The sequence below is a fragment of the Pseudomonas sp. Pseusp15 genome (assembly GCF_059492165.1).
Genome location: NZ_CP168523.1, coordinates 2,850,466 through 2,864,967 on the forward strand (window position 1 = coordinate 2,850,466; position 14,502 = coordinate 2,864,967).

The following is a 14,502-nucleotide window of genomic DNA, read 5'->3' on the forward strand; positions in this document are numbered from 1 at the left end:
TGCTCAGCCCTGAGCAAAGACCAGCAACTTCCATGCCCCGAACAGACGTTGCGCAGGGCTTATCTCCAAAGACATAGCCCTTTTTCCGGATTGAGAAGATTTTCCCCATAGGAAAGTATCTTCCCTAACAGGAAACAAATTTCCAGTCCAACGCCACCTTTCTCGCCCTTCGACAGGCGCGGATCAGCCAGGAAAGCCCACATGACGGATAGACACAGCGCCGCCCCGGACCGACTTCACAGCCTCCCGCGCTATCGCCAGCCGCTGCCTCGGGAAAGCGTCACCCGGCACATAGTGGTCATGCAATCGGCGGCCGCCTGCTCGCCCGTGGTCGGGGAACTGGAACAGCCCTTGGTGCTGAATGGCGAGAGCGCCGACTTTTCCCGGCGCCTGCATCAGGTGCTGGTCAGCGCCACCGTCGGCAGCCATCTCTACATCATGGGCGACGAGGCCTTTATCTGGCGCATCCACGGCGAGGCCCGCAGCGCCGGACTGGAAAATGACGAGATCGACATCACCCGCACGATTGCCGGTGCGCGCCTGGTGTATTGCGTGCACTGCGGCCTGACTCAGGCCGCCGGGCCGGAGCCGCTGCTGACCTGCATCGGTTGCGACGTAGGGCTGGAAGTCCGGGAGCACTTTTCCCGCCGCCTCGGGGCGTACCTCGGCGTCTGCGCCAACCCCGACCAGCCTTACGCCGGAGTCCGGTCATGAGTGCCGCAATCGAAGTGCGAGTCAGCGCGGCGAGAATGCTTACCCCAGTGGTGCGCGAATTCACCCTGCAGGCGTGCGCCGGGCCCCTGCCGGCTTTCTCCCCCGGCAGTCATGTGCAGGTTCACCTGCCACTGGCCGAGGGCAAGCTGCGCAATGCCTATTCACTCACCAGCGACCCGGCGGACAGCCAGCATTACCGCATCGCCGTACGCCTGCAGGAGGCCTCCCGCGGCGGCTCGCACTACCTGCATCGGCAGGTCCAGGTCGGGGACACGCTGCAAATTTCGCCGCCGGCCAATCTGTTCGCCCTGCATTCGACCGCCAGCCTGCACATCCTGATCGCCGGAGGCATCGGCATCACGCCGTTCATGGCCTACATCGCGGCCCTGGAACAACGCAAGGCCCACTTCGAATTGCACTACCTCTGTCGTCCGGGCCTGAGCGATGCCTATGTCGAGGCGTTGCAACAGCGACTGGGATCGCGCCTGCACACCTACGCCAGCCGCCCGGACCTGAGCCGGATCCTGCGTGATCGACCGCTGGGCAGCCACGTTTACACCTGCGGCCCGCAACCGTTGCTCGACGCGGTTCGGCAACAGGCCAAGGCACTCGGCTGGCCGCCCGGCCGGGTGCACTGGGAAGCCTTCAATGCCGCACAACCGGGCCAACCCTTCGATCTGGAACTGCTGCGCAGCGGTCGGCGCCTGCGGGTCGGCACCGAACAAAGCCTGCTCGAAGCCCTGGAATCCGCTGGGCTGCAGATCCCCAACCTGTGCCGCGGCGGGGTCTGTGGCCAGTGCATGACCCGCCACGTGGGCGGCGACATCGAACACCGCGACAGTTTTCTGAGCCCCGCCGAACAGGCCGACTTTCTCATGCCCTGTGTCTCTCGCGGCTGCGGCCCTTGCGTTTCGCTGGATCTTTAGGAGTCGACCATGACCATTCAATCAAGCCCCGTGCAGAGCTATCGAGACGATTTCAGCTTTCGCAACAGCCCCGCCGCCATCCGTCGTTTTCCCTTCCCCTTCACCGAGGACAGCTACCTGTATTCGGTGAACATCGAACCGGCGACCTCCCGGGACCCCGGCTCGATTTACCAGCACGGGTTCGACATCGACGAGCACTACCGCTCGGAAATGGCCGAACGCGCCCTGGTGCTGGATAAGGATCCGCGCCGCTACCTGGTGCTGCCGCACATGCAAGTGGCGGCCTGGGATGCGCTGCAGATGCTCATGGAGCACCTGGCCGCCGACTATCCGCAGTGGTTCACCCTTGAGCGTGACGCTGAACACTGGCATTGGCGCAACACCCTGCTGGATATCGATCAGCGCTTTGTGTTCGGTGATGCCGCGACCCTGCCTTGCGAACCGCTGGAGTTCATTGGCCGACAGGTGCAGGGGGATTTCGCCCTGCTCGATCAACGCGACGGCGATCTGTACATGGACGCCGGCCTGGTCACCAGCCCGGCCGACTGGTCCCTGGCCTTCGACGCCGGCATGAGTTTCAAGCAGTGGCATTCGCCGGTGCCCATGGCCCACCAGATGGGCATCTTCGACCGCGCGCTGAAGTACCTGCTCAACCTGCAGGTGGGGCAGCCGGTGCGACGCCTGAACTGGACGCTGACCATCAACCCGCGCTTGGACTCCTCCCCTGAGACTTTCCATGAATGGGGCGCCGACCGCGGCCGCATCACCGCCGAGAACGTCGGGCAACAGGTTCACCTACGGGTCGAGTTGCAAGTGATGGTCCGTCTGCCTCGCAGCAACGCGGTGATGTTCAGCATCCGCACCTACCTGATCAGCATGCAGGAGCTGGTCACTCAGCCCGGCTGGGGCTGCCGCCTGCACCGTGTGCTGCGCGACCTGCCCGAGCCGATCGCCGACTACAAGGGCATGAGCCGCTACCGACAGACCCTGGTCGAGTGGCTGAGCAGCTTCGATCCGCAAGCCTGAACCCTGACCCACTTTCACCGACAAGGATCTTCACATGACGCATTCATGGCGTATTTCTGCACTGGCCGAACGGCACCGCGCACTCGGCTCGAACCTCGAAGACTGGAACGGCATGGGCACTGCCTGGACCTACGACAGCGACCTGGCCGATCACCATCAGGCGATCCGCACCCGGGCCGGGCTGATGGACGTGTCCGGGCTGAAAAAAGTCCACTACGTTGGCCCCCACGCCGAGAGCCTGCTGCAATGGGCGACCACCCGCGACATCGCCAAGCTCTACCCCGGCAAGTCGGTGTACGCCTCGATGCTCGACGAGGACGGCAAGTTCGTCGATGACTGCATCGTCTACCGTACCGGACCTAACGCGTTCATGGTGGTGCACGGCGCGGGCAGCGGCCACGAAATGCTGGTGCGCTCATCCCAGGGCCGGCAAGTGGCGGTGCTGTTCGATGACGACCTGCACGACCTGTCGCTGCAAGGACCGCTGGCAGTGGACTTTCTCGCCGAGCACGTGCCCGGGATCCGTCAACTGCCTTACTTCCATCACCTGCAAACCCGCCTGTTCGATCGCCCGGTGATGATCTCCCGCACCGGCTATACCGGCGAACGCGGCTACGAGATTTTCTGCAAGGCGGCCGATGCCCCGGCACTGTGGGACAGCATCCTTGAACAAGGCGCGGGCCTGGGCATCATCCCTTGCGCCTTCACCGCCCTGGACTGGTTGCGGGTGGAAAGCTCACTGATGTTTTTCCCCTACGACAACTCGCAGATGTACCCCTTCGCCGATCAGAAGGCTGGCGACACCCTCTGGGAAATGGGCCTGGATTTCACCGTCTCTCCGGACAAACGCGAATTCCGTGGCGCGGAAGAACACTTTCGGTTGCGCGGTCAGGAGCGTTTCAAGATCACTGGCGTGTTGCTCGAAGGTGTCCGCGCCGCGGAGGCCGGCGACACCTTGTGGCAAGGCAGCCAGCAAGTCGGGGTGATCACCTGCGGCATGTATTCGCGCCTGAGCAAACGCTCCATGGCCATCGCCCGCATGAGCGTCGCCTGCTCGAATCCAGGCATCGCCCTGCAGGTGCGCGGCAGCCAGGACAGCGCCGCCGTGACCCACGCCCTGCCCTTCGACGATCCCGAAAAAACCAAGCGTACGGCCAAGGGCTGAGCCTCCAACCACTTTATCCAAGGGACTTTCGATGGACACTTCCAACGAACATTACATTCTCAAGATCAATTGCCCGGCAGCGTCCGGCATCGTTGCCGCGATCACCACCTGTCTGGCCGGACAGCAGTGCTACATCAGCGAGCTGGCGCAATTTGACGACGAGTTCACCGGGCAGTTTTTCATGCGCGCGGTGTTCCGTTTCAACAAGGGCGTGAGCGGCGACATCGGTGCCCTGCGCGAGGATCTGGGCGACCTGGCCGGCGGCTTCGACATGCAGTGGCAGCTGTTCTGCAGCAGTCAGCCGACCCGGGTGCTGCTGATGGTCAGCAAGTTCGACCACTGCCTGACTGACCTGCTGTACCGCCACCGAAAAGGCGAGATGGACATGCACATCACCGCAGTGGTCTCCAACCACCTGGACCTGCGAGCCATGGCCGAACGCGAAGGCATTCGCTTCATCTACCTGCCGATCACCAAGGACAGCAAGGCCAGCCAGGAAGCCGAGTTGATGCGCATCGTCGAGGACACCCAGACCGACCTGGTGGTACTCGCCCGCTACATGCAAATTCTGTCTGACGGTCTGTGCCAGCAGCTGTCCGGTCGAGCCATCAACATCCATCACTCGTTCTTGCCCGGTTTCAAGGGTGCCAAACCCTATCACCAGGCCTACGACCGTGGCGTGAAGCTGATCGGCGCCACCGCCCACTACGTCACCAGTGACCTCGACGAAGGCCCGATCATCGAGCAGGAAATTCAGCGCGTCGATCACACCTACCAGCCCGATGCGCTAGTCGCCATCGGCCGCGACACCGAAACCGTCGCACTTTCCAAAGCCCTGAAATACCACCTGGAACACCGGGTGTTCATCAACCAGGACAAGACGGTGATTTTTCGCTGAGCGCGCCCTTTTTCGATCCATCGCCACAAGACACAGTCACGAGAGACGACCATGACCACACGCGTAGCAATCATCGGCGCCGGCCCTTGCGGCATGGCTCAACTGCGGGCATTTCAATCAGCCAGGGACCAGGGCACGCCCATCCCGGAACTCGTCTGCTACGAAAAACAGCAGGACTGGGGTGGCATGTGGAATTACACCTGGCGCACCGGCCTGGACGAGAACGGCGAACCGGTGCATGGCAGCATGTACCGCTACCTCTGGTCGAACGGCCCGAAGGAATGCCTGGAGTTCGCCGACTACACCTTCGAAGAACATTTTGGCCGCCCCATCGGCTCCTACCCACCGCGGGAAGTGCTGTGGGACTACATCAAGGGTCGCGTCGAAAAAGCCGGGGTTCGCGACTACATCCGTTTCAACAATGTGGTGCGCCAGGTCACCTTTGACCAAGAGACTCGCCGCTTCACGGTGGTCGCCCACGACCACGGCAGCGATACCCAGACCTCGGAACAGTTCGATTATGTGATCAACGCCTGCGGGCACTTCTCGACGCCGAAGATGCCGTACTTCCCAGGATTCGAGCAGTTCGGCGGGCGCATCCTGCACGCCCATGATTTCCGCGAGGCGCTGGAGTTCAAGGGCAAGGATCTGCTGATCGTCGGCAGCAGCTATTCTGCCGAAGACATCGGTTCCCAGTGCTACAAATACGGCGCCCGCAGCATCACCAGCTGCTACCGCACCGCGCCCATGGGCTATGACTGGCCCGCCAACTGGGAAGAAAAACCGCTGTTGCAACGCCTGGAAAAAAACCGCGCGTACTTTATCGACGGCACCCACAAGCACGTCGATGCGGTGATCCTCTGCACCGGCTACAAACATCACTTCCCCTTCCTGCCGGACGAACTGTGCCTCAAGACCGACAACCGGCTATGGCCGATGAACCTGTACAAGGGCATTTTCTGGGAGCCCAACCCGCAACTGATTTACCTCGGCATGCAGGACCAGTGGTACTCGTTCAACATGTTCGACGCCCAGGCCTGGTACGCCCGCGACGTGATCCTGCAACGCATCGCCCTACCCGACCAGACACAAAGGGCCGCCGATAGTCAGCAATGGCATGCCCGTGAACAGCAGCTTGAAACCAACCAGCAGATGTTCGAATACCAGGGTGCCTATATCCAGCAACTGGTGGACGCCACCGACTACCCGAACTTCGATATCGCCGCGGTCAACGACACCTTCCTGCACTGGAAGCACGACAAGGCCCACAACATCATGGGTTACCGCGACAAATCCTACCGATCGCTGATGACCGGCACCCAGTCGCCACCCCACCACACGCCTTGGCTGCATGCCCTTGACGACTCCATGGCGGCGTACCTCGCTGAACCGCCGATGTCCGTCAAGTCGATCGGTTGACCCGGGAGCCTCACCATGAACGCACCTCGTGTTTCCCGCCCGCGGGAGCCCGGACTCTTTGCCCGGGCCCCGGCCCTGGAGCGCTATCGGGTGGCCGCCGGCGGCCTGACCCTTGTCGCGCTGCAGCCCGGTGACAGCCTGCAAGTGATCGACCTCGAAGGTCGGCAACCCTGCGAATTGCTGGCCGTGGATATGCTCGGTCGCAGCGCCCTGGCGGCCTGGGCGCTGAGCGGTTCGACGGCCTGCGGGTTTATCGGCGCACGGCTCGCCGAACCGACCTTGCAGTCGCGCCGCATTGGCCAGGCGCTGATCCGACGCGCGATTGATCCACAACACCTGCCCAGCGCCGCCTCACTCTGGGACGAGGACAGCCCTGCCGACTTCAGCCGCCGCTTCGTCGCCAGCGATGAGCTACTGGTGATCGTCGCGGCACCCGCCGGGCCGACCGCCGTTGACCGGCAATACCGGCCCAGCGAACTCAGGTTATGGGTGACTCGGGCCAATCCCTCGCCGCTGCTGCTCCCCGCGTTGCCCGAACCCTTGGGCGAGTTACTTGACGAGTTCACCATCGGCGCCGGCACCGCCCACAGTTACACCGTCGGCAAAGGTCAGTATGTGCAGGTGCTGGATGTCGCCGGTCGCCAGTGCTCGGACTTCGTCGCCCTGGATCGACGGGCACTGGATTGCGGCCTGGAACTGGACCTGGACCAGACCGTGACCCGCACCCTGAACGGCAGCGCCTACCCGGCACCGGGACTGTTCTCAAAGTTTTTCGACCGGCAGATGCAACCGATGCTGGAGGTGGTGCGTGACACCGTCGGCCGCCACGACTCCTTCGCCCTGGCCTGCGCCTCGCGCTACTACGAGAGCCATGGCTACTTCGGGCACGACAACTGCAGCGACAACCTCAGCCGAGTGCTCGCGTCCCATGGGGTCAAGGCCCGCAATGGCTGGCCGGCGATCAATTTTTTCTTCAATACCGGGATCGACGCGCACCAGCAGATGACCCTCGACGAACCCTGGTCGCGTCCCGGTGACTACGTGCTGCTGCGGGCCATGACCGACCTGGTGTGCGGCAGTACTTCGTGTCCGGATGACATCGACCCGGCCAATGGCTGGAACCCGACCGATATCCATGTCCGCATCTACAACGAAAAGGAGCGTTTTTCCATCGCCATGAGCACTCGAACCACGGCCGATGCCGACCCGATTCTCACCCGTGAGACTGCGTTCCACTCACGCACCAGCGCCTTGACCGGCAGCTTCGTCGACTACCGCAACTGGTGGCTGCCACTGCGCTATGACGGCTATGGTGCGATTGAGGAATACCTCGGTTGCCGCGAACGGGTGGCGGTGATGGACCTGACCGCCCTGCGCAAATTCGAAATCATCGGCCCCGACGCCGAAGCCTTGCTGCAGTACTGTCTGACCCGCGACGTGCGGCGCCTGGCGGTGGGACAAGTGGTGTACTCGGCGATGTGCCACGAACACGGCGGCATGCTCGACGATGGCACCCTGCTGCGCCTGGGGCCGGACAATTTCCGCTGGATCTGCGGCGAAGACTACGCCGGGACCTGGTTGCGCGAGCAGGCACAGAAACTCGGCATGAAGGTCTGGGTCAAATCCGCCAGCGAGCAGATCCACAACCTGGCGGTGCAAGGCCCACTGAGCCGCGAGCTGCTCAAGCAGATGGTCTGGACCCCACCCACTCAACCGGGCCTGGAAACCCTCGGCTGGTTCCGCTTTCTGGTGGGCCGCCTGGATGATTACGACGGCTGCCCGCTGATGATCTCGCGCACCGGCTACACCGGCGAACTGGGCTACGAAGTCTGGTGCCAACCCGAAGATGCCGAGCGGGTCTGGGACCGGATCTGGGCGCTGGGCCAACCCTTGGGTCTGGTGCCGCTGGGCCTGGAAGCCCTCGACATGCTGCGCATCGAAGCCGGGCTGATCTTTGCCGGTTACGAGTTCAGCGATCAGACCGACCCCTTTGAAGCGGGCATAGGTTTTAGTGTGCCGCTGAAAAGCAAAACCGATGACTTCGTCGGTCGCGACGCCCTGCTGCGGCGCAGTGCCCATCCCGCCCACAAGCTGGTAGGCCTGCAATTGAGCGGCAACGAAGGCGCTCACCACGGCGACCCGGTGTACCACGGCCGGGCCCAGGTCGGGGTGATCACCAGTGCCTGCCGCTCGCCGCTGCTGGCCAGCAACATCGCCCTGTGCCGGGTCGATGTGGCCTGCGCCGACGTGGGTACGACGCTTGAGATCGGCAAAGTCGATGGCCTGCAGAAGCGCATCAGCGCCACGGTCACCGCAGCGATTTTCTACGACCCAGACAAGAGCCGGGTACGCAGTTGATCAATCAGACGAGTATGTGCGCCACCCGACTTTGACTGCCCCACTACACCTCTACTCAGACATGGGAATACGAAGATGGAAGCGACTACGTTCGAGGCCGTACCGCAGGCTGCCAGTTCAGTGGGCGGCCTGCACCGCAAGATCGATTGGCGCGGGGCATTCTGGGTCGCCAGCGGCGTGCCCGCCCTGGTGCTGTTCTCTATCGGCGCGATTGCCGCCACGGTCGGCAAACCGGCCTGGATCGTCTGGATCGTGTCGATCCTGTTCGGCTTTATCCAGGCCTTCACCTACGCCGAAATCGCCGGGTTGTTCCCGCACAAGTCCGGTGGTGCCTCGGTCTACGGCGCGGTGGCCTGGGTGCGCTACAGCAAGCTGATCGCACCGGTGTCGGTGTGGTGTAACTGGCTGGCCTGGTCGCCGGTGTTGTCTATCGGTTCCGGACTGGCGGCCGGGTACATCCTCACCGCGCTGTTCCCCGCCGATGCACTGATCAACACTTGGCAACTGACCCTGCTCGATCTGGGCTGGATCAAGAGTGGCCTGTCACTGCGGATCAACGCAACCTTCGCCATCGGCCTATTGATCCTGCTGACGGCGTTCACTGTGCAGCATGGCGGCATCCTGCGCTCGGCGCGCCTGACCCTGGTGCTCGGCGTGACCTCACTGATTCCCTTGCTGCTGGTGGGCGTAGTGCCATTGTTCACCGGGGAGGCGGCCCAGGCCAACTTCCTGCCGCTGTCCCCCCTGGCCCATGATGCGACCGGGCAAGTCATCGACGGCCCCTGGGATATCTCCGGCTGGACGCTGATGGCCGGCGGGTTGTTCATGGCCGCGTGGTCAACCTACGGTTTCGAAACGGCAGTGTGCTATACCCGCGAGTTCAAGGACCCCAAGCGTGACACTTTCAAGGCGATTTTCTATGCCGGCCTGTTGTGCATCCTGGTGTTCACCCTCGTGCCCCTGGCGTTCCAGGGCAGCCTCGGTCTCGGTCAACTGGTGACCCCGGCCGTCCTCGACGCCAGTGGCGCGGTGGTCACACCGGCGATCTACAGTGGCCTGTTGTCGCCAGCGATCTACAGCGGCATGGGCGTCGGCCAGGTCCTGGCGGACAGCATCGGCGGCGGCAAGCTGGTGGCCAATATCGTGCTGATCATGCTGGTCCTCGCCACTTTGCTGGCGATCATGACCTCGATGTCCGGCTCGTCGCGCACCCTGTATCAGGCGTCGGTGGATGGCTGGCTGCCAAAATACCTGGGCCGCACCAACGAACACGGCGCGCCCACCGCCGCGATGTGGACCGACCTGTCGTTCAACCTGCTGCTGTTGCTGATGTCCGATTACGTATTCGTGCTCGCGGCGTCCAACGTCAGCTACATCATCTTCAACTTCCTCAACCTCAATGCCGGCTGGATCCATCGCCTGGACCGCCCCGACTGGATACGCCCGTACAAGGCCCCGACCGTGCTATTGGCCGCTGGTGGCGTACTGAGTTTCGTCAACCTGGCATGCATGGGGCTGGGTGCCGATATCTGGGGTGCCGGCACCCTGGTGACCGGCCTGTTGCTGGCGCTGTTGATTCTTCCGGTGTTCTGCTACCGCCACTACGTGCAGGACAAAGGGCGCTTCCCGGAAGCGATGCTCAGCGACCTGTACATTCAGGCCGATGCCGGTCAAAAGCGCGCCGGCTGGCTGCCCTACGCCACGCTGATCGCAGGTGTCCTGGTAGTGTATGGCTGCCATCAACTGGCAGCCTGAGCCCCTTGCTTGCCGGTCTCTGAAGGATCATCGGGGCGCAACGACGCCTCGATGTTCACTTCGCCCCCCATTCAATCAAGACAACGGTGACTCTTTTGATCAGCACCACGCCTGCACTTGCCCGCGATATCGACGGCAAAGCCATCTCTGCCCAGGTTCTTGACGAGGTCCGGGAAGAAGTTCTGGCCCTCGCCAACCAACAGATCTACCCCGCCCTGGCGGTCTTGTTGGTCGGCGACGACCCGGCCAGCCACGTGTATGTGCGCAACAAACTGCTGCGGGCCAAGGACGTCGGTATCCGCTCCCTTGAATACCGCTTGCCGGAAACCGCCAGCCAGGCCCAGGTCCTGGAACTGATTGCGCAACTCAACGCCGATCCCGCGGTGAACGGCATCCTGGTGCAACTGCCCTTGCCCGCCTCTATCGACGAGCAGGCGGTGATTCACGCCATCGACCCGATCAAGGACGTGGACGGTTTTCATCGGGAAAACGTCGGCGGGCTGGTGCAAGGCATCGAGGTGCTGACCCCATGTACGCCCAGCGGCTGCATGCGCCTGCTGCTCGAAATCTGCGGTGACCTGAGCGGCTTGCACGCAGTAGTCATCGGCCGTTCGAACATCGTCGGCAAACCGATGGCGACTTTGCTGTTGCAGGCCAACTGTTCGGTCAGCGTGGTGCATTCGCGCAGCGTCGATGCCCCGGCACTGTGCCGGTTGGCGGATATCGTGGTCGCGGCGGTGGGCCGGCCAGCGTTGATCGACGCAAGTTGGCTCAAGCCCGGCGCGGTAGTGATCGATGTCGGCATCAACCGCATCACCAGCGAGTTCGGCGACCGTCTGGTGGGCGATGTCGACTACGCCAGTGCGCGCACCGTTGCCCGCGCGATCACCCCGGTGCCCGGTGGCGTCGGGCCGATGACCATTGCTTATCTGCTGAAGAACACCCTGATCGCCAGTCAGTTGCAGCGTACTGCGCGGCTTGACGGAGCGCTGTCGGTCAGTGCGCCGGTGTTGGGCTGATTCTCACTGGATCACTCGGTCAGCCCTCGGGCCCCTCTAAAATTTCCTGTCAGTTAAAAAACTTTCACAAAAGATCTGGACGTCACGCACCCATTCCCCTATAAAGCCACAAACAGGAATAATTTATTCCCACCAAGAAAATACGCTCATGGATGAGCCTGCTGTCCGCTGATGTTTTTTTCGCTATGCGATGAGCTGCCGCCATCATCCCGAGGACGTGTCATGCAACACGAAAAAAACCATTTCATTATCAAGATCACCTGTCCCGCGGTGTCTGGCATTGTCGCTGCCGTCACCACCTACCTGGCGGACAACGGTTGCTACATCGGGGAGATGGCGCAATTCGACGACGACTTCAGCGGCCGTTTTTTCATGCGCGCGGTGTTCCGTTTCAACGACGGCCACCAGGGCGATATTCAGCAGATCAAGGACGGTTTCGCCGACGTCGCCCAAGCGTTCGACATGACCTGGGAATTGCACGATACCCGTGAACCGATGCGCGTACTGCTGATGGTCAGCAAGTTCGACCACTGCCTGACCGACCTGCTCTACCGCTACCACAAGGGCGAGATGGACATGACCATCACCGCCATCGTCTCCAACCACCTCGACCTGCGGCCCATGGCCGAACGCGAGGGCATTCGCTTCATCTACCTGCCAGTCACCAAAGACACTAAGGTGCAACAAGAAGCCGAGTTGATGAAGATCGTCGACGACACTCGCACCGAACTGGTGGTGCTGGCGCGCTACATGCAAATCCTCTCCGACGATTTGTGCAAGCAACTCTCGGGCCGGGCGATCAACATCCACCATTCGTTCCTGCCCGGGTTCAAAGGCGCGAAGCCCTATCACCAGGCCTACCAGCGTGGTGTGAAACTGATCGGCGCCACGGCGCATTACGTCACCAGCGACCTCGACGAGGGGCCGATCATCGAGCAGGAAGTGCAGCGCGTTGATCACGTCTATCTGCCCGACGATTTGGTGGCTACCGGGCGTGACACCGAAACCGTGGCCCTGTCCAAAGCGGTCAAGTACCACCTGGAACACCGGGTTTTCCTCAACCAGGACAGAACGGTGATCTTCCGGTGAACGCGCCCCGACTGATTGACGGCAAAGCCGCCGCCGCCCGTGTGTTGGCACAGGTCCGCGAGGACGTGGACAGCCTGCGCGAGCAAGACATTCAACCGGCACTGGCCGTAATTCTGGTGGGCAGCGACCCGGCCAGCCAGGTCTACGTGCGCAACAAAATCCTGCGCACCGAAGAGGTCGGTATCCGCTCCGTGGAGTACCGGTTGTCTACGGACACCAGCACCGAACAGCTACTCAATTTGATTGCCTGCCTGAATGCCGACCACTCGATCAACGGCATTCTCTTGCAACTGCCGTTACCGGCGCATATCGACGAATTACGTGCACTGGAGGCCATCGACCCGGACAAGGACGTCGACGGTTTTCATAGCCAGAACGTCGGCGGACTCAGCCAGGGTCGCACCGTGCTTGCGCCCTGCACCCCCAGCGGCTGCCTGTATTTGCTGGAGCAAACCTGCGGCGACCTGCGCGGCAAGCATGCGGTGGTGGTCGGTCGCTCGAACATCGTCGGCAAGCCCATGGCCGCGCTGCTGCTCAAGGCTGACTGCTCGGTGACTGTGCTGCATTCGCGCAGTCGCGATGCGCAAGCCCTGTGCCGTCAGGCCGACATCGTCATTGCCGCCGTGGGTCGGCCGCGGCTGATCGATGCCGGCTGGCTCAAGCCCGGCGCGGTGGTGATCGACGTCGGCATCAATCGCATCGACGACGATGGTCGCAGCCGTCTGGTGGGCGACGTCGACTTCGACAGTGCTCTGCCCCACGTCGCGGCGATCACCCCGGTACCCGGTGGTGTCGGCCCGATGACCATCGCCTTTCTGATGAAAAACACCGTCAGCGCAGCCGTTGCGCAACACCAGGCCCTACGCAGCCAATCGGAGGCCCTATGCCATTCAATCTATTGAAGTACGGGCTGAGTTCGGAGTACCCGGTGGAAGTGGATTTGCCGCCACCGAAGGAACTCAAGCCGAGCTATGACGTGGTGATCATCGGTGCTGGCGGCCACGGCCTGTCCACCGCTTATTACCTGGCCAAGTACCACGGCATCACCAACATCGCGGTGCTGGAAAAGTCCTATCTGGGCGGCGGCAACACGGCTCGCAACACTGCAGTGATCCGCTCCAACTACCTGACCAGTGAGGGCGTACGCTTTTATGCCGAGTCGGTGCGAATGTTTCAGGGGCTGTCCAACGAGTTCGATTTCAACATCATGTACTCCGAGCGCGGCCAACTGACCCTGGCCCACACCGATGCCACGGTGCGTTCGTTCCGTCAGCGCGCCGAGGTCAACAAACACTTCGGCGGCCGTACCGAGATGATCGACCGCCAGCAGATCCGCGAGCTGGTGCCCAGTCTCAACCTCGATCCCGGCCACTTGCCGGTGCTCGCCGGGCTCTGGCACATCGACGGCGCCACCGCACGCCACGACGCCGTGGCCTGGGGGTACGCCAAACAGGCGGCCAAGCGCGGGGTGGAAATCCATCAGCTCACCGAAGTCCAGGACCTGATCATCGAGAACGGCGCGATCACCGCCGTCAAAACCAACCGCGGCACGATCAGATGTGGTTGCGCGGTGCAGGCGATTGCCGGACACAGTTCCTTGCTGATGGCCAAGGCCGGAATTCGTTCGCCGATCCAGACCTTCCCGCTGCAAGCGATGGTCACGCAGCCGTTCAAGCCGTTTCTCGACCCGCTGGTGAGTTCCTCCGCCCTACACTGCTACGTGCAGCAAACCAGTCGTGGCGAAGTGGTGTTCGGCGGCGGCTCCGATCCCTATCCATTGTTCAACACCCGGTCGACCCTTGACCTCAAGGAAAGCTTGCTGGCCCACGCCATCGAGATGTTCCCGTTCCTGGCCAACGCCAAGCTGATGCGCCAATGGGCCGGAATTACTGACATGACCCCGGATTACAGCCCGATCATGGGCCTGTCGCCGGTGAAGAATTACTACCTCGACGCTGGCTGGGGCACCTGGGGCTTCAAAGCTACGCCGATCTGCGGCAAGACCATGGCCGAGTTGGTCGCCAGCGGCGGCAAGGTGCCGGAGTTGATCAAGCCCTTTGGTCTCGAACGCTTTTCGACCTTCCAGCAAGTCAACGAAATGGGCGCCACGGCGGCCAGCCACTGACGGAGAGC

12 protein-coding genes are annotated in these 14,502 nt (G+C 62.5%); all 12 read left to right on the forward strand.

Annotation, left to right across the window (positions count from 1 at the left end):
• Positions 1–201 precede the first annotated feature (201 nt).
• The 12 genes from ACEN8R_RS12710 to ACEN8R_RS12765 all read left to right on the forward strand — a co-directional run bounded on the left by ACEN8R_RS12710 (position 202) and on the right by ACEN8R_RS12765 (position 14,494).
• Entirely contained in the window at positions 202–714 is a 513-nt protein-coding gene (locus tag ACEN8R_RS12710; protein ID WP_018927692.1) for a dimethylamine monooxygenase subunit DmmA family protein, read from the forward strand.
• Positions 711–1,640 (forward strand): PDR/VanB family oxidoreductase, encoded by a 930-nt coding sequence (locus ACEN8R_RS12715; protein ID WP_018927691.1) that lies wholly within the window; start codon positions 711–713, stop codon positions 1,638–1,640. Before ACEN8R_RS12710 ends, ACEN8R_RS12715 begins: the two co-directional genes overlap by 4 nt.
• 9 nt (positions 1,641–1,649) lie before the next feature.
• Entirely contained in the window at positions 1,650–2,666 is a 1,017-nt protein-coding gene (locus ACEN8R_RS12720; protein WP_018927690.1) for a heme-dependent oxidative N-demethylase family protein, read from the forward strand.
• A 34-nt stretch (positions 2,667–2,700) separates the two neighbouring features.
• Positions 2,701–3,831: an aminomethyl transferase family protein gene (locus ACEN8R_RS12725; protein ID WP_495624935.1), complete on the forward strand. Its 1,131-nt coding sequence runs from the start codon at positions 2,701–2,703 to the stop codon at positions 3,829–3,831.
• A 31-nt stretch (positions 3,832–3,862) separates the two neighbouring features.
• A complete protein-coding gene (purU, locus tag ACEN8R_RS12730; RefSeq protein WP_495624936.1) occupies positions 3,863–4,729 on the forward strand; it encodes a formyltetrahydrofolate deformylase in 867 nt (288 codons plus the stop codon).
• 51 nt (positions 4,730–4,780) lie between these two features.
• The gene (locus tag ACEN8R_RS12735) at positions 4,781–6,148 is read left to right on the forward strand and encodes a trimethylamine monooxygenase (protein ID WP_495624937.1); all 1,368 of its coding nucleotides are present in this window, start codon (positions 4,781–4,783) and stop codon (positions 6,146–6,148) included.
• A gap of 15 nt (positions 6,149–6,163) precedes the next feature.
• Positions 6,164–8,506 (forward strand): trimethylamine N-oxide demethylase, encoded by a 2,343-nt coding sequence (locus ACEN8R_RS12740; RefSeq protein ID WP_495624938.1) that lies wholly within the window; start codon positions 6,164–6,166, stop codon positions 8,504–8,506.
• A gap of 75 nt (positions 8,507–8,581) precedes the next feature.
• Positions 8,582–10,261 carry an APC family permease gene (locus ACEN8R_RS12745; protein WP_018927685.1) on the forward strand — a complete coding sequence of 560 codons (1,680 nt, stop codon included), beginning with the start codon at positions 8,582–8,584 and terminating at the stop codon, positions 10,259–10,261.
• 95 nt (positions 10,262–10,356) lie between these two features.
• Entirely contained in the window at positions 10,357–11,280 is a 924-nt protein-coding gene (locus ACEN8R_RS12750) for a bifunctional 5,10-methylenetetrahydrofolate dehydrogenase/5,10-methenyltetrahydrofolate cyclohydrolase (protein ID WP_018927684.1), read from the forward strand.
• A 222-nt stretch (positions 11,281–11,502) separates the two neighbouring features.
• Entirely contained in the window at positions 11,503–12,369 is an 867-nt protein-coding gene (gene purU / locus ACEN8R_RS12755; protein ID WP_064617107.1) for a formyltetrahydrofolate deformylase, read from the forward strand.
• Complete coding sequence (gene folD / locus ACEN8R_RS12760; RefSeq protein WP_064617106.1) at positions 12,366–13,271, forward strand: bifunctional methylenetetrahydrofolate dehydrogenase/methenyltetrahydrofolate cyclohydrolase FolD; 906 nt, start codon at positions 12,366–12,368, stop codon at positions 13,269–13,271. The genes purU (ACEN8R_RS12755) and folD overlap by 4 nt, the downstream gene beginning before the upstream one ends.
• Entirely contained in the window at positions 13,253–14,494 is a 1,242-nt protein-coding gene (locus tag ACEN8R_RS12765) for an FAD-dependent oxidoreductase (protein WP_064617105.1), read from the forward strand. Before folD ends, ACEN8R_RS12765 begins: the two co-directional genes overlap by 19 nt.
• Positions 14,495–14,502 lie beyond the last annotated feature (8 nt).

What these genes read in the sequence shown, in the direction of transcription:
- ACEN8R_RS12710 (WP_018927692.1), top strand. Translation starts at nt 202, where the DNA reads ATGACGGATAGACACAGCGCCGCCCCGGACCGACTTCACAGCCTCCCG.
- ACEN8R_RS12715 (WP_018927691.1), top strand. Translation starts at nt 711, where the DNA reads ATGAGTGCCGCAATCGAAGTGCGAGTCAGCGCGGCGAGAATGCTTACC.
- ACEN8R_RS12720 (WP_018927690.1), top strand. Translation starts at nt 1,650, where the DNA reads ATGACCATTCAATCAAGCCCCGTGCAGAGCTATCGAGACGATTTCAGC.
- ACEN8R_RS12725 (WP_495624935.1), top strand. Translation starts at nt 2,701, where the DNA reads ATGACGCATTCATGGCGTATTTCTGCACTGGCCGAACGGCACCGCGCA.
- purU (WP_495624936.1), top strand. Translation starts at nt 3,863, where the DNA reads ATGGACACTTCCAACGAACATTACATTCTCAAGATCAATTGCCCGGCA.
- ACEN8R_RS12735 (WP_495624937.1), top strand. Translation starts at nt 4,781, where the DNA reads ATGACCACACGCGTAGCAATCATCGGCGCCGGCCCTTGCGGCATGGCT.
- ACEN8R_RS12740 (WP_495624938.1), top strand. Translation starts at nt 6,164, where the DNA reads ATGAACGCACCTCGTGTTTCCCGCCCGCGGGAGCCCGGACTCTTTGCC.
- ACEN8R_RS12745 (WP_018927685.1), top strand. Translation starts at nt 8,582, where the DNA reads ATGGAAGCGACTACGTTCGAGGCCGTACCGCAGGCTGCCAGTTCAGTG.
- purU (WP_064617107.1), top strand. Translation starts at nt 11,503, where the DNA reads ATGCAACACGAAAAAAACCATTTCATTATCAAGATCACCTGTCCCGCG.
- ACEN8R_RS12765 (WP_064617105.1), top strand. Translation starts at nt 13,253, where the DNA reads ATGCCATTCAATCTATTGAAGTACGGGCTGAGTTCGGAGTACCCGGTG.